This is a genomic window from Nostocoides sp. (genome assembly GCF_037045025.1).
Taxonomy (GTDB): domain Bacteria; phylum Actinomycetota; class Actinomycetes; order Actinomycetales; family Dermatophilaceae; genus Nostocoides_A.
Genome location: NZ_JBAOHM010000019.1, coordinates 236296 through 256398, shown reverse-complemented (window position 1 = coordinate 256398; position 20103 = coordinate 236296). Strand labels below are relative to the sequence as shown.

The following is a 20103-nucleotide window of genomic DNA, read 5'->3' as shown; positions in this document are numbered from 1 at the left end:
TTCTTCGCGGACGACGGGCGGCTTGTTCTTCGTGATCCCGATGGGCCCCAAGACGTGCATCGGGACGACCGACACGCGGGTGGAGTCTCCGACGCGCGAGGTCACGCCCGAGGACCGGGCGATGGTGCTCGACAACATCAACAAGCGCCTCAAGCTCGCGCGGCCGCTCACGACGGCGGACATCATCGCCGAGCGCTGCGGGGTGCGGCCGCTGGTGGTGAGCGGGTCGTCGCAGAAGGGGGCCGACTGGTTTCGGCTGTCGCGCAAGCACGCGGTGGAGTGCGACGCGGACGCCCGGCACATCAGCATCTTCGGCGGAAAGCTCACCGACTGCCTGAACGTGGGCGAGGAGGTCGCGGCGCTGATGCCGGGCCTCGGGGTGGCGCTGCCGTACCCGGCGCTCAAGTGGTACGGCGAGGCGCCAGACGGCGTGCGGGACGAGTATTTTCACCAGGCGCGGCGGATGGACCTCGACGCGATGACCGCCCCGAGCGCGTCCGAGAAGCTCTCGACGCGGCTGTGGCGCCGCTACGGAACCGCCGCGCTGGCGATGCTCGAAGCCATCCGCGCCGACCCGAAGATGGCCGAGCTCTTGATCGAGAACGCCGAATACATCCGCGCGGAGATCGAGCAGGCGGCGCGGCGCGAGATGATCACGAAGCTCGACGACTTCTTGCGGCGGCGCTCGAAGATCGCGCTGGTGGTGCGGCGCGACGCGCTCGAACGCTCACCCGGGCTGCGCGAGGCCTGCGCGATCTTGTTCGGCGACGCGGGCGAGGCGCGGCTCAACGAGTATTTTTCGCCCGCTGCCGAAGCCCCGGCGGCGGACTGACGGCCCCGTCGCCCGCGAGAAACGCGTGCTCGACCGGGTCGTGGGCGCAGAAGACGGCCATGTCGCGGCCGTGCTCGGCCACCAGCCGCTGGAGCCGCGCGTGGTTGGCCGCGAGGCTGTCGCGCGTGGTGAACACGAGCTTTTGAAAGAGCGAGAGCCCCGGGGTGCTGTGCGGGCGCGCGGGGTCCACCTCGCCGCGGAAGAAGTACGCGTCGCCGCAGTGGACGAGCCAGCCGTCGGTGGCGTTGACGGCGACGCAGGCGTGGCCGCGGGTGTGTCCGGGCAGCGGGAGCATGAGTACCTCGTCGTCGGTGTCGGGCAGCGCGCGCACGCTTTCGAAGCCGCGCCAGTGCTCGCCCGCGGTCGTGTGGAGCGCCCATTTGGGCCCGTGGGCCCAGTGCATCGGGCGGTAGCGCTCGCGCTCGGGGAGAGAGCGCGGCTGCGTCGCGGCGTCGTGCTCGGCGGACATCACGTGCACCGCCGCGTCGGGGAAGTCGGGCAGGCCGCCGGCGTGGTCGAGGTCGAGGTGGGTGAGCACGATGTGGCGCACGTCGGCCGCGGAGAAGCCCAGCGCGCGCACCTGGTGGAGCGCGGTCTCGGCGAGCGTGAGCGTCGGGCGGGCGACGGCGAGAAAGCCCGCGCCGAGGTTGACCTTGGGGTGGGCGAGGTCGGGCGTTCCGAGGCCGGTGTCGACCAGGATGAGGCCGTGTTTGCCCTCGATGAGGAGGCAGTGACAGACGAGGCGCGAGAAGCCCAGCAGGGGGCCTTCGCCCTGGAGGATCCGCGGCGACGGCGGACACATGGTGGCGCAGTTGAGGTGGTGGATCTTCACCCGCGAGACGGTACACCGAGCGGGGCGCGCTCGCGCTTCTGGTCGGCGCGCGGGCCGTGCGAGGTGATGGCCACCGGAGCCCCCAGGGCGCCCGAGAGGTAGTCGCAGAAGGCGCCCTCGGGCGCGTCACCGAGCGCGACCGTCTCGTACTCAGGAACGGCTGAAAACAACGCCTGGGTGAGGGTTTCTTGATGGGCGAGGTCGGTGAAGGGGCCGAGCGGAAGGTCCGTCTGGCCCTGGTAGCGGGTGCAGACCTTCCAGCGGGGGGCGAGCCGGTCGGTGTGGGTGGCGCAGAGCGCGTCGACGCCGCGGGTGCAGGCGAGCGCGTAGCGCCACAGCACGAGGTCGGGGTGTCCGACGCGAAACGCCCCCTGCCACGGCCCGAGCCCGTTGTGCGCCTCGGGGACGGCGGGCGCGAGCGTGACGTCCTCGGTCGGAAAGGGCCCCGCCCCGTGCCGCGTGGCGTACGTGCGCAGCACCCCGAGCCGCACGATTTCGCCTGAATACCCGCTGGATTCAAGCAGCGCGAGGGCGTTGTCGAAGGTGCAGGTGCTCCAGGTGGTGTACGGGTGAAAGCCTCGCCACTCGTCGAGGAGCACCCCCTGCGCGCCTTCGAAGACCACGGCGCCGTCGCGGGCGAGGAGGCCCCGGAGGTGCTCGTCGCCCACCACCCGAACCCGCGCGCGAAACTCCGCGAGCGCGGCGATGAAGTCGTCGTTGGTGCGGGCGCCCTCGAGCAGCGCGATCTCGCCTGCGGCCTCGGGCGAGCCCCGCAGCGCGCGGATCTCGTCGCGGAGCTCGTGGTGCTTGTGCGCCTGGAGCCGCCGGAGCTTGTCGCGCAGCGCGTCGTCGTCCGAGAGGTCGCGGGCGACGATGGCGCCGTCGCCGAGGGCGATGGCGTCGCGGACGGTCTCGCCGACGCCGACGCCGCAGGAGCCGTGGCGGTGTGCGCCGCGGGCGATCTCGCGGAGCCGACACGCCGCCTGGGCGTAGGGGGTGGTGACGCGCGCGTGCTCGCTGACGGAGACGCGCGAGAGCACGTCGGGGAGGCCCTTCTGCGCGAGGTGGCGGGCCTCGACCACGAGCGCGAGCGGGTGCACGACCATGTGGCGCGAGAGAAAGGTCTCGACGCCGGGGACGAAGCTCGCGGCGCCGACGTGCGAGAAGGTGTGGTGGCGTCCGTCGGGGGTGACGACGTTGTGCGCGGCCTGCGCGCCGCCGTTGAAGCGCACGACGGTGTGGGCGCCGCGGGTGCGGGCGAGGTGGTCGGTGAGGGTGCCCTTTCCGGCGTCGCCGAAGCCGAGATCGACGACCACGAAAGCCCTACGGGGAAGTGGTTTTGACACGGTGCTGCTCGGTCGCGGAGGAGGAGGGTGCGGAGGATGCCGTCAGCGGCGGTGACCGCTGGATCCGTCGCCGGTGGGGATCGCCGCGTCGGTGGTGACCGGGCGCGCGGCGCCGTCGCGGCCGAGCGAGGCGGCGAAGGGGGTGATCGCGCGCACGACGGCGCCGAGGCGCTTTCCATCGACCCCGCTGGGCCTGCAGGCGCCGGGCGAGGGCGTCGATGTCGGCTCACGGCGCCCTCGCAGCAGGGCGACGAGCGCGCGCGGCGACGAAGCAGGTGTCCGACGGGGTCGTCCATGCACGATCACGCGGTCGCCCAGGAGGTCGCGCCACGCGCGCTCGCACCGCTTGCGACGGCCCGGGTCGGGGATGAGAAAGAACGGCTCGAAGGTGCGCTGGAGAGCTCGTCGACCACGGCGCGCGGTGGGGATGTCATCGGTGAGCTTGTCGCCGATGAGCGTCTCGACCTGCTGGCGCGACACGCGCGGGTACGGGTCCTCGTCGCCGGTCATGAAGAGGTAGCCGCGGTGCGCGCGCTTGCTCCAGCAGTCCATGTCGGTGTGGCGCGCGGCGACGTACAGCCCGAGCTCGTAGCGACTCCTGGTGCCGAGCGCGCCGCCGCCGCCTTCGAGGAAGCTCCAGGTGAGCCACTGGTCCATCTCCTTGGCGGCCGATTCGAACTGCCCGACCTGGAGCGGGGCGCGGTCGCACGTGGCGTCGCCGACGGCCATGAAGAGCACCTGCGGGTCGGCGCATCCCGCGTGTCGAGGAGGGTCTTCATGAAGGTCGGGCAGCTCGCTTGCGCGCGAGCAGCTCGGGGATCTGCGCCCATGGAGCCCGTGACGTCGAGCGCGAACACGATGCCCGACGGAGTTGGGGTGCGTGGGGCTGTCGCGCGCACTCGCGGAACTTCACGCCCGTGCGGGTCCATCAGCGGGTGGCAGCTGCGTCTGCTTGAACACCTCCTGCCGCGGGCAGCTCGCGCGCGGGCGCTTGGTGATCGCCTCGTGCGCCTCGTGGCTGTATCCGCCGTATCCCATGTGCGTGAGTCCTTCGTCCTGCGCGGGCGCTCAGCGCCAGCCGGGCATGGTGAGAGGCGTGATACCGCGGCGGGTCCGTAGGCGGGCACGGCCGGCGTGCGCCGACGCGCTCCATGATCTCCCACGCGTCGTCGGCGCGCGGCGCTCGCGCGTAGAGGTTCGCGTACGCGCTCACGAGCCTCGCGAGGGGCGCCGGGACGGACGTCGGGACCGTCCCCATCGCGACGGTCTCCGCCGAGCGCGTAGAGCCACCGCAGCGCGCGGCCATGGTGAGGTCGGTGGCGTGCGTCGCGGGCGCGCCGATCCACACGCGCGGCGCGGGTAGAACCCTCGCGCGCGACGCGCTGCAGCGCGGGGAGCTTCTCGCGTGCGCGCGACGTGGCGCATCGCGCGGACCAGCCCGCGAGCACGACGCCGTGGTCCCGCGCGTGCACGAGGAGGTGCGCGGGGAGCACCGCGCCGTGGACGTAGCCCGCGCGGTGGACCCAGCCCGAGGAGCTCCAGCGGTGCGCTTCCAGATCCACACGGCGGCGCGCGGGTCGACGCCGTTCGGGTGCGCGCGCGCGCACGTCTTCGAGCGTGTGCACGAAGCCGCTGCGCCAGCGGTAGGCGGACGCGAGGCGGGCGGGGGCGGCGGGCGAGAGCGGGCCGTGCGCGACGGGCTGCGGGAGCAGGGTGGTGAAGTGCTCGGCGCCTTGCGCGCGGCTGTCGTGCAGGGCGCTCAACACCGACCACTCGCGGGCGAGGAGGTCGCTGTCGGCGAGGGCGCGCACGACCTTGAGCACCACCCGCTCGGTGATGCGCGCGTCGCGTCGCCCGAGGAAGACATCGCACCCTTCGCCCTGCGCGATGCGGCCCTCGACGATGAAGCTCACGCCCTGCACGGTCACGCGCGGAGCCCCTGGAAACATGGGCGGATCGACGGCTTCGACGGAGGGCTTCGGGCGCCACTCCTCGGCGTGGACGAGCAGCGCGCGCTTGCAGTAGGCGCACACGTGCACGCCGCTGACGGCGAACTCTTTGGGGAGCCCCGCGCCGCAGTGGGGGCACTCGAGTACGGTGATCACGGTGGCGTCTCCCTCCCGATGTGGGCCGCGAAGGTTATGGGCCGCGTCGGGCGCACGGGACAAGTCAGATAGCACGCGAAAATTCACGCGGCGGTGACAGGGAATGTCCGCCGTGAAGTTGCTCTACGCCGGGTTCGGTGGACAGAGTTTCTGCATCGCGGCCACGGATGGTCCGTGGTGGGGCAGCGTTGAGGGTTCTAACGTCTGGCCCATGAATTTGACCGCGGTGGAGAGAACCCGCTGTTTCGACGCAGAAAGACCACGAAGATGGCAGACGAGAGAAGGCCGGAAGACGGACTCAACAAGGCGATGCTGATCGGCAACCTCGGCGCCGATCCGGAGCTGCGCTCCACGCACCGGACGGGCGCTCGGTGCTGAAGATGCAGTCTCGCGACGACGGAGTCGTACGTCGATCAGCCAACAAGCACGCGGCAGGAGGTCACCCACTGGCACAACGTCGTGCTGTGGGGCGCCCGCGCCGAGGCGCTCGCGAAGCTCCTCTCGAAGGGCTCGCGGATCTACGTCGAGGGCCGCATCGAGACGCGCTCCTACGACGACAAAGACGGCGTGAAGAACGCTCGGCCACCGACATCGTCGCGACGAACCTCATCCTCCTCGACGGGCGTCGCGGTGAGGGCGGCGGTGGTGGCGGCGGAGGCGGAGAGCACGGCGGCGGACGGCGGCGGCTTCTCGCGTGGCGGCGGTGGTGGCGGAGGCGGCGGCTTCGGCGGTCGTCCCGCGAGCGGTGCGGAGGCGGCGGTGGTGGACGCGGAGCGCCCGCGCGCGATGACGCCCACGACGTGCCCCCCGACGACATCGGCGGCGGCGGCGGCAACGACGACGACATCCCGTTCTGAGCTCTCGCTGGCGTCGCGCGCCGCGTGACGAGTAGTCTCGCGCGCGTGCGATCGCTCCCTCACCGCAACTTGCTCGCGATCGTGTGCCTCCCGCTGGCGTCCCTCGCCACGGGGACGATCGAAGACGTCGCGCTACAAGATCAAATCCGACGACGGCAACCTCTGGTCTGACCGCTACCGCGCGGGGCGGCTCATGCGCGGTCAGTGCGGCCGTCGCTGCATCGCCTTCACCTTCGACGACGGGCCCAACTGGGAGACCACGCCGAGGCTCCTCGACGAGCTCTCGCGCGCGGCACCTGCGCGCGACCTTCTTCGTCACCGGGCACCGCATGGACGGCGACGGCGAGGTGGCGCGGCGCAACCGCGCGGTGCTCCTGCGCGCGTGGCGCGCGGGGCACCTCGTGGGCAACCACACGTACCACCACGACCTGCATCGACACGATGGCCGCGGCCGACCCTGCGCTTCGAGATCGACCGCACGGAGACGCTCGTGCGCGGGGTGATCGGGCAGCGGCCGTTCCTCTTTCGAGCGCCGTACGGGGCGCTCAACCACCCGCGCGCGGTGCAGCGAGGTGTTCTCGCGCGGGTACACGCCGGTGTTCTGGGCGATGGACTCCAACGACTGGCGCGTGAACACCGCGGACGGCTGTGCTCGCCAACGTGCGCGCGGAGCTCGATCGCTCGACCCACGGCGGCGTGCTGCTCATGCACGACACGCTGCCGTGGAGCGTCGCGGCCTTTCCGACGCATCGTCGACGGAGATCGAGCGGCGCAACGCGGCCTTCGTGGCGCGCGGCGAGGCCCCCTACGAGATCGTGGGCTTGGAGGGGCTGTACGAGCCGCTCGTCAACCCGCGCACGCACCCGCTGGTGCCGGTGACGCAGGCGACGGCGCCGCAGCCAGGGAGAACGCCTCCGGGGCCGCGGCGACGCTGAGCGAGATCAGTTGTGCGCGCCGGGCTGGCCGCCGAAGTACCACACGGCCGAGACCGACCCGGAGATGATGTCCGCGAGCCCGTAGCCAGGGCCAAAGGTGGTGCCGAGCGAGAACTGCGACCGGCTGGCCGAGTTGCTCATGTTCACGGCGGGCATGTTCTGGTTGAAGCTCTGGGTCTGGAAGCTCAGCCCGAGGCCGAACTGGCCGATGAGGGCGAGCTGCGGAACGCCCAGGAAGCCGAACTGAAGCTCCGCGGCCACGTTGGCGCCGACGCCGAACTGAAAGGCCGACAGCGAGGTGTCGGTCGTGGCGTTGCCCGAGCCCGTGGTGATCGCGCTGCGGCCGAAGGCCAGGCGGAGGTACGGGTCCAGGTGGATGGACACATGCTTGGACTCGGCCAGCATCAGGGGGACGGCGCCGTAAATCCCGAAGCCGAAGAAGCCCGGGTCATCGACGCTGTTGGTGGTGGTGCCCATGCCGCCCGTGGTCTGGGTGGTGGTGCTGCCCGAGCGAAGACCGAGGGAGGAGACCGAGGTCGAGGCCGAGGTTGCCGTTGAGCCAGTACCGGATGCCCACGGTCTGGAGCGACGCGCTGCCGGTGCCGGTCATTCCGCCCGTGCCCGCCGAGAGCGCCGGGAGGTCGGACGAGCCGAAGTACCGAAGACCGAGGTGACCAGCCACCACGGAGTGATCCGTCACCCCAGAGGTCGTCGTGACCAACTCGCCGCTCACTGTCGCGGTCGAGGGAGTCACCTGGTTGGTCGAGATCGTCGTCGTCCCGCCCATGTCCTGCGCGCCTGCCACAGACGCTCCGGCCACGATCGCAAGACCCACAGTGAACGAGAGAACTGAACGCATGGTCATGTCACCTGTTGAAAGAGAATGTGAGGAACCCTCGCAGAGGGTAAGCGCCCTCTACGCCGCGCTGGTTTCATGCATCCACCCACGCCTGTCAAGGCTGCGGCAACGATTCCCGGTCATTGCCCGTCACACCCGCGATCATTCGCCTCGCGGCCTGCAATCGCTCCCGATCCCGCGCTGGAGATACCCAGGGATTCCATCTCGTGCAGGGCGCGGTCGAGCACCGCCAGGGCGGTCTCGCGCATCCCCCGAAGATTCAGTCCTACCGCCGCCTGCTCTCTTGATTCTGCGAATTCTGCTTCGCGTGCGGTGATCCTGCCCAGGGCCCGCAAGGCCAGGTCCCAACGTCCGAGCGCGCCGAGGGATTCGCCCAGCACCAGCTCCGCGCGCGGGTCTTCTCCGTCCTCCGCGAGCGACTCCTCGGCCTCGGCCCTCGCCTGCTCGGGATGGCCCGCCACGAGCCACAGCCGTGCCCTTTCAGCACGCGTCACGGCCCCGTCGCCCTCCACCGCCACGCCCGGCACCAGCCGCGCCGCGTCGCGCCACCGCCCCTGGTGTGCCCGCGCTTCGATCAGTCGCACCCGGTCGGCCGTCTCGCCGTCGCCCGACTCCACCATCGGCGTAAGGATCCGATCGACCTCGGCCCAGCGCCCCGCGCGAAAGCCCTCCCTCGCCCGCTGCCGCCGCGCCGCCCGCGCCCGCCTTCGGAACGGGCTGTTCGGGTCGAGCACCCGGTCTCCGGGCCCCGCGTTCGGGCTCTGCTCCCGCGCGCGCGCCGCGGTGTCCTCGCTCGCGCCCGCGATCGTCGCCGCCAGGGCCCGCACGTCCGGGTCATCCGGGTCGAGCGCCATCGCCCGCGTCGCCGCCGCCTGCGCGCCCGCCGCGTCTCCGGTCGCGCGGCGAGCCTCGGCCAGCACCATCCACACCGCGCTCGCGTCCGGGTGCGCCGCCGTCGCCTCGGCCAGCACCCGCAGCGCCTCGGCGCCCTCTCCGCGCGCCAGGAGCAGCTCCGCGCGGCGGGCCGGGAGATACCCGTCCGATGGGTCCGCGAGCTCCGCGTACGAGAGGTACCGCTCGGCCGCCGTGGTGTCGGTCCCACCCGCGTGCGCTTGAAGCTCCGCGCGGAGGTAGGCCTCGTAGGCCGACGGCGACGCGAAGGGCCGCGTCCGCGAGGCGCCGCCGATGCGTTCGTGCATGCGCGGCGCGCCCGACGCGCAGCCGGTCAACAAGATCGCGAAGACCCAGCGCCGCAACACCCCAGCGATCTAACACAACGAATCCCTCGCACGCAGCAAACGCACGCTGGTAGTATCCGCCGCCTCGCAACGCCTACCCCCCACCAGCACCGCACCCATCTTTGGAGATCCCATGACGACCGACGTCGATGCCCGGTACCTTGAGTCATTCCCCCAGTGGTTGCGTTCGCTCGGCAAAGACGCCGAGGCGATCGCCGAGGTCATCGGCAACGAGAAGGCCCCAGAGGCCGCTCGCAAGGCCCTCATCGGGTCGCTGAACTACATGTTCAAATCCATGGACCTCATCCCCGATGGCATCGACGACATCGGGTATCTCGACGATGCTTTCATCCTCCGCGTGGGCGCCGCGCAGGCCCTCGCCGCGGGCCTCTCGGCCGACGACCACAAGACCGTCGCCGCCCTCGCCGCACGACGCGGACCTCATCAAGAGCTTCCTCGACGCAGAGTTTCCGCGGCTCGAGGCACTACGTCCAGACCCTGCGCCCGCGGCGCCGCGCGCGGCCGCATCCGTGGACGACGTCGCCAAGACCGGCGACATCCGCGCGGAGTCCGCGTTTCGCCATGACGTGTCACGGCGTGCGCGCGCGAGCTTCGCCCGGCGCCGGCGCTTCACGCGCGACGAGAAGACCCTCATCAAGCTCCGCGCCTTCCTCGGCGCGAAGCTCCCGCGCTGATTGACCCTCCCCGGGTTTTCCCTATAGACCCGCTGGGCGTCCGACGCCCGACCCTCTCATTCACCCCATCCAACAGGTCACCACGCGAATGAATCCCATCGCGATGACGGTCCTCGTCGCCACCGCGCTCGCCCTCTTCGGGTACAGCGCAAGCCGACGCATTCGTCTGCTCCTCACCGGCGCGCCCGCCAACGCCCGGCTGGAACACCTCTTCGACCGCATGGCCGGCGCCCCCGACCACCGCACGGCGACCCTCCCCGGGCTGGCCATCCTGTACGGCGCCGCCGTGAGCGCCGTGCTCGCCCCCGCCCTCGCCCTCGCGGGCCTCGGCGACTCCGATGTCTCGCAGTACTTCCTCGGCGCCGCGGGCATCGTCGCCGCGCAGGCCGGCGGGCACCTGCTGTTCTGGGCGCTCTCGCTCAGATGAAGATGCCCAAGTACGCGGCCGCCGGCTTCGCGCACTACGGGATCTTCACGGGCTTCGCCGTGCTCTTGCTGCGCACGATCATCCTCGTCGGCCGCGCGTTCGACCCGCATTTCAACCTCTGGATCCTCGACCCCAACCCGGCGGCGATGCCGTGGAGCTCTCGGGCGTCGGCTACGCGCTCATGAAGGACGCCGTCGTCGGCGTGCGTGCTCTTCGGCGTGCTGTACTTCATCAAGGCTCGCTTGATCGACAAGCAGAAGCGCCTCGCCTACGGCTGGCACGCGACTGGGTCGTGCTCGGTGTCATCGCGCACGATGATGCTCACCGACATGCTGTACGACGGCGGCGCTCGTCGCGAAGGCCGCCCTCGCGATGCCCGCGGCGGGGGTCCCAGGCCGCCGCGCGACCGCTCATCGCGGCGCCATGCACGAGGCTTCGTCCGCTCGGGCTTCATCGTCGCGAAGATCTGCTCGGCTCGGCGTGACGCGGCGCACGTCGCGCGGAAGCGCTCGGCATGCTTCGGCTGGTGGACGCACGTCGCGCTGGTGCTTCGGCTTTCTCAACTATCTTCCGTACGGAAAGCACTTTCACGTCATCACGGCGCTCTTCAACGTGCTCTTTCGCTGCGATGGACGCCACCGGGCCGCCTCGCGCCGATGGCCGAGAACACGCGAGAAGCTCATGGAGATCGTGGGCGCCGCGGCCGAGCTCCCCAACCCCGACCGACGCGCCCGTCGGCGTCGCGCAGCATCGAGCACTTCTCGTGGAAGAGCATGCTGGACTTCTACACCTGCACCGAGTGCGGTCGCTGCTCGGACAACTGCCCGGCGCACCAGCACCGGCAAGCTCCTGTCGCCCAAGCACTTCACCATCGACCTGCGCAACCACCTCTACGAGCACGCGCGGCGACATGCTGTCACGGCCCAGGGCAAGCAGCGCGCGACGCCCGCCCTCAAGTCCGCCGAGAGCACCGAAGACACCGAGGGCGCCGAGGCCGCCGGAGGCCCCGCCCGCCGAGGTCATCGGGATCAACTCATACTCCGTCGCGCTCGTTCCGAACGTGATTCGACCCGGACGTTCTGTGGGCGTGCACCACCTGCCGCGCGTGCGAAGAGCAGTGCCCCGTCATGATCTCGTACGTCGACAAGATCGTCGACATGCGCCGCAACCTCGTGCATCGTCAAGCGGGGAGTTCCCGCACGAGCTCCAGAAGACCTTCCAGGCCCTTGAGACCAACGGCAACCCCTGGAACCTCACCCGCATGGACCGCGCCGACGTGGAGCGACGGCCTCGACGTCCCCGCTCATGCGCGACAAGCCCGACGCGCAGCTTCTGTACTGGGTCGGCTGCGCGGCCAGCTACGACGACCGCGCCAAGAAGATCGCCCGCGCCACGGCGCAGCCTGCTCAAGCACGCCGGCGTGGACTTCGCGATCCTCGGCAGCGAGGAGACCTGCACCGGCGACCCCGCGCGCCGCGCCGGCAACGAGTTCCTGTACCACGATGCTCGCCGAAGCAGAACGTCGCGACGCTCAACGACGTACGGGCGATCAAGAAGATCGTCACCGCCTGCCCCCACTGCTTCAACACCCTGCTCGAACGAGTACCCCGACTTCGGCGGCCACTACGAGGTCGTGCACCACTCCGACTTCCTCGCTGGGCCTGCTCGCCGAGAGGCAAGCTCAAGCCCGACCAAGGCCGTGCGACGCGCAAGGTCGCCTACCACGACTCGCTGCTACCTCGGCCGCTACAACGAGCGTGTACGAGCAGCGCCGCGCGAGCGTGCTGCAAGCGCATCCCCGGCGTCGAGCTCGTCGAGGCCGAAGGCGAACCGCGACAAGGGCCTCTGCTGCGGCGCCGGCGGCGCCCAGATGTGGATGGAAGAGCAGCACAGCACCCAGCGCGTCAACAAGCGCAGCGCACGCTGCAGCTCGTGGACACCGGCGCCGACGCCATTGCCACGCGGCTGCCCGTTCTGCCAGACCATGCTCACCGACGGCCTCAAGGAGATCGACGACGACCTCAAGCACCCGGTGCAGCAGCTCGACATCGCCGAGCTCCTCGAGCGCTCGGTGATCTTTGACACCGCCGAGAAGCCCGTCCCCGCCGTCGAATCCGACGCGCCCCGCCGAGCCCGTCGCCACGGCCTGAGCGCCGCGCGCGCCCGCCTCGCCGTCCTCCGGTACACTCCACACCACCGCCGATGATTGATCCGTTACCGCCAGCCACCACGGGCTACGGCGCGGCGCTGCTCCAGACGCTGCTGTCGCTCGTGGCCGTGTGCGTCGTCGCGTGGGTCGTGCTCAAGTGGGCCGCCACGCGCGGCTTCGCGGGCGCCTCGCAGCGACGCCTTGAGGTCATCGACCGCGTGATGCTCGATGCGCGGCGGGCGGTGTTCCTCGTGCGGGCGGGCAGAGCGGGTGTTTCTGCTGGGCGGCAGCGACCACGCCGTGACCGTGCTCGCCGAGCTCGACCCGTCGGAGGTTCCGCCGCCCGACGACCGCGCGAAAACCTCTTCCCCCAAGACCTTTGCGGAGCTTCTCGTGCGGGCCAGATCCCCCGCCCCGAGGCCCGACGAGACGCTCTGACCGATGCCCATCACCCCGCACAGCGCCTCCCCCTTCGCCGGAACCTCGCCCCTGCTGCTCTCGGTGCTCCTCGGCGTGGCCTCGCTCCTGCCGTTCATCCTCCTGGTGGGGACGAGCTTCGTGAAGGTCTCCGTCGTGCTCGGCCTCGTGCGCAACGCCATCGGCACTCAGCAGGTGCCCAGCAACATGGTCGTGATGGCCCTCTCGGCCATCCTGTCGCTGCACATCATGGCCCCCACGGGCGCCGCCATGGCCGACGCCGCCGGGCCCCTCGTCGCCCGCGCGCTCGCCACCAACGTCACCTCCGCCGACGGCCTCGACGCCCTCGGCCGCGCGTGGACCGCCGCCCGCACCCCCGCCGCCCGCTTTCTCCGCGCCAACGCGTCACCCCGCGACCGCGCGCTCTTTCTCGACCTCGCGCGCCGCGCGCGGATTCAACAGGGCGTCACCACCGACCTCCGCCGCCGACGACCTCTCGGTGCTCCTGCCCGCCTTCGTCGTCAGCGAGCTCACCAGCGCCTTCTCCATCGGCTTTCTGGTGTACCTGCCCTTCTCGTCGTCGATCTCGTGATCGCCAACATCCTCGTCGCGCTCGGGATGCAGATGGTCTCGCCCTCGACCGTCTCGCTGCCGTTCAAGCTGCTCTTGTTCATCATGGCCGACGGCTGGTACCTGCTCGCTCGCGCTCTCGTCCTCGGCTACCGGTAGCGCCGCGGCGGATCCGCGCGCCGCGGCCGACGACGCGGCCGACCTCTGCCTCTAGCGCTGGGGCGAACTCCTGTCCGTTCGTGTCGTCCCAGCGGCGCGAACACGACGGGCGACGCCGGCAGCCCCACATGCGTGAGGATCCGCTCGACCACATCACGCGCCTGAATCACGGCGATGAACCGCGTTCGGCCCTCGCGGGTCGGTTGTGTTCTCTCCCGACCTCGCGAGGGAGTGGCAACTTCCCTGCGGTTGGACACCCCTTGCCACCCCCTTGTTGCCATCCGACCACACGCAAACACCGTGTTTTCAGCCGTGTCCGATCTGGCACAGCACGCGCGATGTCTTGCGAGCACGATGACCGACTGGCCGCATGACACGCTGGTGCAGGTGCTCTCGGAGCGCCCCGGCGACCTCGACGCGCTGCTCGCCCTCTCGCAAGGACGCACGCCGCCCGCGGCGCCCACCGCGTGGACGGTGCAAGACTCTGTGCTGCGCCCGTCCGCCGCGGTGGAGGTGCGGCCGGACCTGGTGCGCGTGGCGCCGGGCGGCGACTGGACGGTGCTGGAGGTTCAGCGCGCGATCGACCCGGAGAAGGCCCGGCGCTGGCCGCTGGCGGCGGCGCTGATGCTCGACGCGCACAAGCGTATGGGCGACGTAGTGGTGATCACCGCGTCGCCGCACGTCGCACGCTGGGCGCGCATCGGTCGCGACGCACACGGGACCGCGCGGGACGCAGCTCGCCGCTGACGCCGACCGTGGTGCTCTTGCACGGGCAGATGGGTTGAGGCGCTGCTGGACCCCGCGCGCCCGGAGCTGGCGTTCTACGCCGTGTGGGCGATGCACGAGCGCCACGGGCAGGCGGCGCGGCGGGTGGTGACGCGGGCCCTCGCGCTCGCCGACACGCTGCCCCGAGAATTGAAAGCAGCGCTCTCACCCGCGCCATGCTCTCTGTCGCTCAGCGACGCCATGCTCGCGTGGCTCAAGGAGGCCTCCGTGAACGCTGCAAAGATCGTCGAACGACCCGAAGTCACGCAGTTCATTCAGGAGATCGAGGCCCGCGGGAGGCCCGAGGGAAGCCCGGGGAAGCCGTGGTAAGCTGAGGCGCATGGCCTCGGTCGGCCCGAGCGGCTCTACGTCGGCCAGCGACGCGGCAGCGCGGCGAACGATCCTCGGGTGCTCGGACGCCGCGACGCTCGACCGATGGATCCGCGGCGCCGTCACCGCCGACCGCGTGGACCCCCTGCTCGCAGGCTGAATCCCTCGCGCCCCATGTCGCGCGCGCTGGGCCGTCCGCGATACGCCTCGCGCTTCTTGTGGGGCCTTCCGCTGCGACTGCGCGCCTGCGACACATGCAGCCGGTCGGCTGTGCTCCCGAAGCTGCGCGTGGCCCTCGCGCAGGTACGTCCCCGCGGAACTCCGCCACCACGTAGCGCGGCAGCGGATGGCCCGCGCGCCCGGCCGCGAAGCGCACGAAGGTCTCAAGATGCCGCGTTGCCGGCGCGTGGAGCTTCGTCGCCGTCGAGTCGTGGCGGACGTACGTGGGCGGGGCGCTCACAATGTCGTCTCGCCGCGACGACCGGTGGGCCGGTGTGACCACTCCGAGCGCCGCGGCGTCGACGCTCGGGCCGCTTCACTTCTTCGTGCGTCCGACCCACGCGCCGGCCGCCAGCATCGCCGTCAGCGCGCCCGCGATCGCCCACATCACCCCGTTGCCTTGCGGTGCAGGCGTCGTCGGTGCAGGCGTCGTCGGTGCGGGCGTCGTCGCCGCGGGCGTCGTGGGCGTCGGTGCGGGCGTCGGCGTCACCGCGGTCGGCCCGTTGTCCAGCGGGAGCGACGGCGGCGGCGCCACCCCCGGCGTCTGCGCCCGCCACGCAGCTCGCCGTGCAGCCCGCGCGCTCGCGGTCGATCCCGTCGGTGCTCCCGCACGCGTTGCCGTAGCCCGGCAGCTTGAGCCCCGCGGCGTCTCCGCGCAGGCCCGCCGAGCGGCTCCCGCACACGCGGTTGTTCACGAGCTGAAACCGCGCGCACGACGCCCCGGCGCGGTACCGCCGGCCGCCCTCCGTCGCGCAGGCCTCGGCCAGACGCGCGACCTCCTCCTGGCCGTTCACCGAGGTTTCGAGGGCGAACGCGTTGGGGCCGGTGCGCACCTTCGCCACCAGGCCCGACGCGAGGCAGCCGTAGTTGGGCACGCAGCCCGGGATCCCAAGAACATCCGTCAGCTCGGGCAGACACCGGTCGAGAAACGCGTCAAACCGCTGCGCCACCGCCAGATTGGCCACGCCGGTCTCTCGCGCGCGGATGTCATGGTGCGAGGCCCGCAGCGCCGGGAGCCAGCCCTCGTGCACCACGCACCCGCCGCACCCCGAGCTGAACATCAGCGTCGTCGTGGGCCGCACGTGGTCGAGCGTCGGCGCGCACGCGCAATCATCCCACGGCCCCGCCGCCGACGGCCCCTGCGCGCCAGGCGCCGCCGCAGGAGCGCCCAGCAGGATCCCCACCTCGCTGTCGGTCACGGTGTTGTCGCTCAGCAGCGCCCACGCCTCGCAGCTCGCGATGCCCACGTCCGCGCGCTCGACGGCGCTCTGGCGCACCACCGCGCCGGGGCTTCGAAGCGTCGCGCCCGCCGAGCAACGGCCGTGATCGACCACACCAAACGCGATGCCCGTGTGCGCGCCGCGGGCCGTCACCCGCGCGAGGTGAGCGTCCGCGCCGACCACCGCAAACCCCACGTCCCGCGCGCTCGCCGTCACGTGGAACACCGTCACCCGGTCGGCCGCCACCTCGACGCCCATCGAGAGCCCGTCCACCGTGAGGTTTCGCACCGTGGCCCCGCGGCCCGTCACCCGCACGCCGATGCCCGCGCGCCCGCGCAGGGTGCGCCCGAGGCCGTTGAGCTGCGCGCCTTCGCCCGCGATCGTCACGCACGCCCCGTCGCCGGTGTGCGTGAGGTCGCCGCCGAGCGTCACCCGCGCGTTCTCCGCCGCCAGCGCCGCCGTGCAGCTCGCGCAGTCGTTGCAGCCCGCCTCCTGCCCGTACGCCGTCGCCGACAGCCCCGTGAGCGCCAGGAGCGCCCGCGCAAACACAGACTTCAGCCGCATGGACTCGTGCTCTCGCATCCGTTGGTGGGGTTGCCGTCGCAGTTGTGAAAACCGCCCGCGCAGCCGTTGATCCCGCACACGCCGTCGATGCACTCGGCGTTGGCGCGCGGAAAGCTGCACGCCGTCCCGCACGCGCCGCAGTGGGTCACCGACGTGCGGGTCTCGATCTCGCAGCCGTTGGCCGCGTTGTGGTCGCAGTCGGCCGTCGTCCCGTCGCACAAGAACCCGCAGGCCCCCGCCGTGCACGTGGGCGTCGCGTTGTCGAGCTCGGGGCACTCGACCCCGCACGCGCCGCAGTTGGCCAGGTCCGTCGCCAGCGTGGCCTCGCAGCCGTTGCTCGGGTCCGTGTCGCAGTCCGAGCGCCCCGCGTTGCAGCGCGTCGAGCACTGGCCCGCCATGCACAGGGCCGTTCCGTTCTGGGCGCTGCACCGCTGGCCGCAGGCGCCGCAGTTCATCACGTCGCTCGTCAGCGTGGACTCGCAGCGGTTGGTCGCGTCGCGGTCGCAGTCGGCCGTCCCCTCGGCGCACACCCCCGTGCCGTCTTCGAGCCCGCAAAACCCCCGGTCGCACAAGCTGGTGTTCGGGCACTCAGGGCCGTTCGTGATCGCCCGCAGCGTCACCGACACCGTCCCCCACCGTCTTGAGCGCCACGGCGTGCTCCTGACAGCCCGCGGCGATCACCCGGCAGTGTGCGTCCCGGGCGATCCCGTAGAGCCCCATCGTCCCAGGACGAATGTCTCCCAACAACGTCCGCGCAGGCCCCTGCCCGATCGACGCGCTCGCCAGCAGCCCTTCGGGCGCCTGCGCCATCGCCGCGAAAATCTCCGCACCGCTCGACCGCGTGCAGCTCCACCGCCACCGCCTGCGTCCGAAGCTCTGGGGTCGCGAAACGCACCTCCACGGCGTAGCCCGCCGGGTCGCTCCCGCAGCCCGCGAGGGCCGCGCACACGCACCATCCCAGCGCCCTCACGGCACGATCCTCGGCGCGCCGAGCCGCACCTGCTGCGCCGGGTCGTCGCCCGACGTGGTCGCCAGCACCACCACCGTCACCACGATCGCAACGGCCAGCGCCGCGCCGCCGACGGCCACCCACACCCCGCCGCCGCGCCGCGACTGCACCGTGGCGTTCACCGTGCGGCGGTCGAACACCACCCCCTCCTGCGTCGCCAGGATCGCCACGCAGCGCAGCGCCGCGCCCCCCGGCAGCGCGTCGATCGAGAACTCTCCGTGCCCGTCGGCCGCGTCGGAATCCCGCGAGGCCACCACGGTGTTCTCCGACACGCAGCGCACCCCCAGCCGCGCGTGAAACCTCCGCGGAACGTGCAGCGCCACCAGGTGCCCGATGCTCACCCGCGACGCCGAGATCCGCTCCGCGAGCTCGTCGGGCTCGACCCCGAGCGCGCTGGCCCCCCTGCGACTGCCGCGCGCGGGTGAACATCGCCTGCACCCCGTCGCTCGCCCCGTCCGGCGGCCGCACCGTCGGGTCGAGCGCCGTGGCCGCCCCCGCGTGCTCCTCGGCGCCCGCTGCGAGTCGCCCGCCCGCGCGCGCAACCCCGCGGAGCTGCCGGTGCGCCTCGACGATGTCCGCGGGCAGGGCCGTGCGCTCGTGCAGCACCCGCTCAAACGCCGCCTCGGCGCCGCCGGGATCCCCGTGGTTGAGCGCTTCGAGCGCAGGGGCCGACGTTGACGCTCTGGGCCTCTGCGCGCGCCCCCGTGAGCGCCAGCGCCAGCAGCGAGATCCCGAGCGCCCAGGGCGCTTCGTGTGGAGCGTTGGAGCATTGGCGCGGTGACGATATCACGCGCCCGGAGCGCCTACGGACGCACCGGCTCGATCGACCGGCAGCGCGCGCGCGCCCCGCGGGAGCCGTCGCCCTAGCGGGATGTCCTCGATGTGCACCCGCGTCCCGTCGGGCTCGCGCCAGTAGAACCGCTCGCGCCAGTCGGTCCGCAGGAACTCCGGCGACTCGATCTGAAAGCAGTACGTGCTCTCGTGCCCGCCGCCGGCGCTCGCCATCCCGGCGTTCAGCACCACGTCCCCGCGCTCGATGCGCGGCGGCCACACCACCAGCGACATCCCCTGCGGGTCTCCCGGCGCGCACGATCAAGACGTGGTCGTCGAGGTCAAACGCCGCCCGCCACGTCGTTCGCACGCCCGCGTACGACATCATCGACCCGCGCGGCGGGCCGCACGACGCGAGCGAGAGCGCCCCGGCCAGGAGCACCCACACCGAAGCACCGAGCGGGCGATGAGGGACGCGCTGCACGATGCCGTGGCGGTAGCACGCCCCGCCCGCCGTGGCGACGCCTCGGTGCGGGAGCGTCGGCCATCAATGGCCGTCGGGTCGGCCATGAATGGCCGTCGAGAAGCGGGTGCATTCCCCCGGCGGATGCTGTTGAATCGCCGGGCACTCGATGGCGCGCGCGAAGAGAGAGCCCTCGGTGGTGGATGCGTTCGCGTTGGGGTTTCCGTCGTATCGGGTGGGGGCGTCGCTGCTGGTGCACGCCGACGCGTTCGCGTGGCTGGCGGCGCTGCCCGAGTGCAGCCTCCATGCGGTGGTGACCGACCCCCCGTACGGCGTGAAGGAGTACGAGCCCACACGAGCTCGCGCAGTCGGGCGTCGGGCGTCGGGGGCGTGTGGCGTATCCCGCCGTCGTTCGACGGACACACCCGCGCGCCCGCTGCCGCGCTTCACCGCGCTCACCCCGCGCGAGCGCGCCGTCCTCGAAGCGTTCTTCGCCGACTGGGGCGCGCGCTCGTCCTGCGCGCGCTGCGCCCCGGCGGCGCACGTCTTCCTCGCGGGCAACGCCTTTCTCTCGCAGCTGGTGTTCGGCGCCGTCGTCCGCGGGGGCCTTGAGTTTCGCGGCGAGGCTCATCCGCCTCGTGCGCACCCTCCGCGGCGGCGACCGCCCCAAGAACGCCGAGGCGGAGTTCCCGAACGTCACGTCGCTCCCGCGCGGCTGCTACGAGCCCTGGGGGATCTTCCGCAAACCCCTCCGAACCGCGGCGCCGACGCGTGAGCGACTGCCTCCGCGCCTGGCAGACCGGCGCGCTGCGCCGAAGCGCCACGGGCGGCCCCTTCGAAGACGTGATCGTGAGCGAGCGGACGCCCCAGCGCGAGCGCCGCCTCGCCGACCACCCGAGCCTCAAGCCCCAGTCGCTCCTGCGACAGCTCGTGTGCGCCGCGCTCCCGCTGGGGGTGGGCGTCGTGGCCGATCCGTTCATGGGCTCGGGGTCCACCGCTGGCCGCCGCCGAGCGCCTCGGGCTCACCGAGCGTCGGCGTCGAGCGTCAGCGCCGACTTCGTCACGCTCGCCCGGCAGGCCGTCCCCAAGCTCGCTGTTCTTTAGCGGGCGATCACGCGATCGCCTCGACGCGCGCGGGGACGTGCTTGTGCCAGGGCGTCCCGGCGATCGGGTCGCGGTCGGCGCTCGACGGTGAGCTCGTTGGGCGCGACGCCGTGCGACCGCGGCCGCCGTCCGTGACCGAGAGCCCGAGGCCGTTGGGCAGGCTGACGTGCCCGGGCTGCAGCGTGTCGCTGACCTCGACGACGGCCTCGACGCTCGCCGCGGCGCGTGGTCACGCCG

General features: G+C 71.9%; 28 protein-coding genes and 1 pseudogene. 17 read left to right on the top strand and 12 right to left on the bottom strand.

Translation table 11 applies throughout. From position 1 onward, the window contains the following. Positions 1-31: 31 nt before the first annotated feature. Complete coding sequence (locus V9G19_RS28380) at positions 32-832, top strand: glycerol-3-phosphate dehydrogenase C-terminal domain-containing protein (RefSeq protein ID WP_462288723.1); 801 nt, start codon at positions 32-34, stop codon at positions 830-832. Here the strand turns inward: V9G19_RS28380 and V9G19_RS28375 are convergent. The 3 genes from V9G19_RS28375 to V9G19_RS28365 form a co-directional block, all read right to left on the bottom strand. Then, positions 786-1664, bottom strand: a complete 879-nt coding sequence (locus V9G19_RS28375) for an MBL fold metallo-hydrolase (protein ID WP_462288712.1) — start codon at positions 1662-1664, stop codon at positions 786-788. The two genes, V9G19_RS28380 and V9G19_RS28375, sit on opposite strands and share 47 nt — an antisense overlap. After that, positions 1661-2980, bottom strand: coding sequence for an adenylosuccinate synthetase (locus V9G19_RS28370; protein ID WP_462288711.1), 1320 nt, complete (start codon positions 2978-2980; stop codon positions 1661-1663). Before V9G19_RS28370 ends, V9G19_RS28375 begins: the two co-directional genes overlap by 4 nt. A 72-nt stretch (positions 2981-3052) precedes the next feature. Continuing rightward, a complete protein-coding gene (locus tag V9G19_RS28365; protein ID WP_462288710.1) occupies positions 3053-3739 on the bottom strand; it encodes a hypothetical protein in 687 nt (228 codons plus the stop codon). 815 nt (positions 3740-4554) lie between these two features. On the opposite strand from V9G19_RS28365, the gene V9G19_RS28360 reads away from it, so the two are divergent. The 4 genes and pseudogenes from V9G19_RS28360 (at position 4555) to V9G19_RS28345 (ending at position 6907) form a co-directional block, all read left to right on the top strand. Next, the gene (locus V9G19_RS28360) at positions 4555-5187 is read left to right on the top strand and encodes a hypothetical protein (RefSeq protein ID WP_462288709.1); all 633 of its coding nucleotides are present in this window, start codon (positions 4555-4557) and stop codon (positions 5185-5187) included. Between the two features lie 321 nt (positions 5188-5508). Next, positions 5509-6000, top strand: a pseudogene (locus tag V9G19_RS28355) (single-stranded DNA-binding protein); the annotation flags it as partial. Between the two features lie 55 nt (positions 6001-6055). Continuing rightward, positions 6056-6475: a polysaccharide deacetylase family protein gene (locus V9G19_RS28350; RefSeq protein WP_462288708.1), complete on the top strand. Its 420-nt coding sequence runs from the start codon at positions 6056-6058 to the stop codon at positions 6473-6475. A 219-nt stretch (positions 6476-6694) separates the two neighbouring features. Beyond that, complete coding sequence (locus V9G19_RS28345; protein ID WP_462288707.1) at positions 6695-6907, top strand: hypothetical protein; 213 nt, start codon at positions 6695-6697, stop codon at positions 6905-6907. Positions 6908-6913: 6 nt separating this feature from the next. Here the strand turns inward: V9G19_RS28345 and V9G19_RS28340 are convergent, their stop codons facing one another. The 4 genes from V9G19_RS28340 to V9G19_RS28325 form a co-directional block, all read right to left on the bottom strand. After that, entirely contained in the window at positions 6914-7384 is a 471-nt protein-coding gene (locus V9G19_RS28340) for a hypothetical protein (protein ID WP_462288706.1), read from the bottom strand. Then, on the bottom strand, positions 7356-7766 hold the full coding sequence (locus tag V9G19_RS28335; protein WP_462288705.1) for a hypothetical protein: 411 nt from the start codon (positions 7764-7766) through the stop codon (positions 7356-7358). The genes V9G19_RS28340 and V9G19_RS28335 overlap by 29 nt, the downstream gene beginning before the upstream one ends. A 119-nt stretch (positions 7767-7885) precedes the next feature. Beyond that, positions 7886-9025 carry a tetratricopeptide repeat protein gene (locus V9G19_RS28330; protein WP_462288704.1) on the bottom strand — a complete coding sequence of 380 codons (1140 nt, stop codon included), beginning with the start codon at positions 9023-9025 and terminating at the stop codon, positions 7886-7888. Between the two features lie 145 nt (positions 9026-9170). Continuing rightward, the gene (locus V9G19_RS28325; RefSeq protein ID WP_462288703.1) at positions 9171-9449 is read right to left on the bottom strand and encodes a hypothetical protein; all 279 of its coding nucleotides are present in this window, start codon (positions 9447-9449) and stop codon (positions 9171-9173) included. Between the two features lie 85 nt (positions 9450-9534). On the opposite strand from V9G19_RS28325, the gene V9G19_RS28320 reads away from it, so the two are divergent. From V9G19_RS28320 to V9G19_RS28280, 9 genes are all read left to right on the top strand, one after another. Next, positions 9535-9699, top strand: coding sequence for a hypothetical protein (locus V9G19_RS28320; protein WP_462288702.1), 165 nt, complete (start codon positions 9535-9537; stop codon positions 9697-9699). Between the two features lie 88 nt (positions 9700-9787). After that, positions 9788-10126: a hypothetical protein gene (locus tag V9G19_RS28315; protein ID WP_462288701.1), complete on the top strand. Its 339-nt coding sequence runs from the start codon at positions 9788-9790 to the stop codon at positions 10124-10126. Further along, on the top strand, positions 10123-10311 hold the full coding sequence (locus V9G19_RS28310; protein ID WP_462288700.1) for a hypothetical protein: 189 nt from the start codon (positions 10123-10125) through the stop codon (positions 10309-10311). Before V9G19_RS28315 ends, V9G19_RS28310 begins: the two co-directional genes overlap by 4 nt. 329 nt (positions 10312-10640) lie before the next feature. After that, a complete protein-coding gene (locus V9G19_RS28305) occupies positions 10641-12332 on the top strand; it encodes a heterodisulfide reductase-related iron-sulfur binding cluster (protein WP_462288699.1) in 1692 nt (563 codons plus the stop codon). 213 nt (positions 12333-12545) lie between these two features. Next, positions 12546-12713: a flagellar biosynthetic protein FliO gene (locus V9G19_RS28300; protein WP_462288698.1), complete on the top strand. Its 168-nt coding sequence runs from the start codon at positions 12546-12548 to the stop codon at positions 12711-12713. Positions 12714-12716: 3 nt separating this feature from the next. Beyond that, positions 12717-13421 carry a hypothetical protein gene (locus tag V9G19_RS28295; protein WP_462288697.1) on the top strand — a complete coding sequence of 235 codons (705 nt, stop codon included), beginning with the start codon at positions 12717-12719 and terminating at the stop codon, positions 13419-13421. Positions 13422-13775: 354 nt separating this feature from the next. Next, positions 13776-14168: a hypothetical protein gene (locus V9G19_RS28290; RefSeq protein ID WP_462288696.1), complete on the top strand. Its 393-nt coding sequence runs from the start codon at positions 13776-13778 to the stop codon at positions 14166-14168. Positions 14169-14258: 90 nt separating this feature from the next. Then, positions 14259-14516 carry a hypothetical protein gene (locus tag V9G19_RS28285; RefSeq protein ID WP_462288695.1) on the top strand — a complete coding sequence of 86 codons (258 nt, stop codon included), beginning with the start codon at positions 14259-14261 and terminating at the stop codon, positions 14514-14516. Between the two features lie 10 nt (positions 14517-14526). Then, positions 14527-14676 (top strand): hypothetical protein, encoded by a 150-nt coding sequence (locus V9G19_RS28280; RefSeq protein WP_462288694.1) that lies wholly within the window; start codon positions 14527-14529, stop codon positions 14674-14676. 223 nt (positions 14677-14899) lie between these two features. Here V9G19_RS28280 and V9G19_RS28275 read toward each other — a convergent pair whose 3' ends face one another. The 4 genes from V9G19_RS28275 to V9G19_RS28260 form a co-directional block, all read right to left on the bottom strand. Beyond that, positions 14900-16519 (bottom strand): right-handed parallel beta-helix repeat-containing protein, encoded by a 1620-nt coding sequence (locus V9G19_RS28275; protein ID WP_462288693.1) that lies wholly within the window; start codon positions 16517-16519, stop codon positions 14900-14902. Next, complete coding sequence (locus V9G19_RS28270; RefSeq protein ID WP_462288692.1) at positions 16510-17139, bottom strand: hypothetical protein; 630 nt, start codon at positions 17137-17139, stop codon at positions 16510-16512. The genes V9G19_RS28275 and V9G19_RS28270 overlap by 10 nt, the downstream gene beginning before the upstream one ends. Beyond that, the gene (locus V9G19_RS28265) at positions 17108-17329 is read right to left on the bottom strand and encodes a hypothetical protein (RefSeq protein WP_462288691.1); all 222 of its coding nucleotides are present in this window, start codon (positions 17327-17329) and stop codon (positions 17108-17110) included. The genes V9G19_RS28270 and V9G19_RS28265 overlap by 32 nt, the downstream gene beginning before the upstream one ends. 156 nt (positions 17330-17485) lie before the next feature. Then, positions 17486-17869 (bottom strand): hypothetical protein, encoded by a 384-nt coding sequence (locus V9G19_RS28260; protein ID WP_462288690.1) that lies wholly within the window; start codon positions 17867-17869, stop codon positions 17486-17488. Between V9G19_RS28260 and V9G19_RS28255 the strand changes: the two genes are divergently transcribed. Continuing rightward, on the top strand, positions 17862-18206 hold the full coding sequence (locus V9G19_RS28255; protein ID WP_462288689.1) for a hypothetical protein: 345 nt from the start codon (positions 17862-17864) through the stop codon (positions 18204-18206). The genes V9G19_RS28260 and V9G19_RS28255 overlap by 8 nt on opposite strands. Before the next feature lie 108 nt (positions 18207-18314). Here the strand turns inward: V9G19_RS28255 and V9G19_RS28250 are convergent, their stop codons facing one another. Beyond that, positions 18315-18593: a hypothetical protein gene (locus V9G19_RS28250; protein ID WP_462288688.1), complete on the bottom strand. Its 279-nt coding sequence runs from the start codon at positions 18591-18593 to the stop codon at positions 18315-18317. Positions 18594-18931: 338 nt separating this feature from the next. Between V9G19_RS28250 and V9G19_RS28245 the strand changes: the two genes are divergently transcribed. Further along, positions 18932-19537 (top strand): hypothetical protein, encoded by a 606-nt coding sequence (locus V9G19_RS28245; RefSeq protein ID WP_462288687.1) that lies wholly within the window; start codon positions 18932-18934, stop codon positions 19535-19537. Then, positions 19534-19866, top strand: a complete 333-nt coding sequence (locus V9G19_RS28240; RefSeq protein WP_462288686.1) for a DNA methyltransferase — start codon at positions 19534-19536, stop codon at positions 19864-19866. The genes V9G19_RS28245 and V9G19_RS28240 overlap by 4 nt, the downstream gene beginning before the upstream one ends. The last annotated feature ends 237 nt before the right edge of the window (positions 19867-20103 follow it).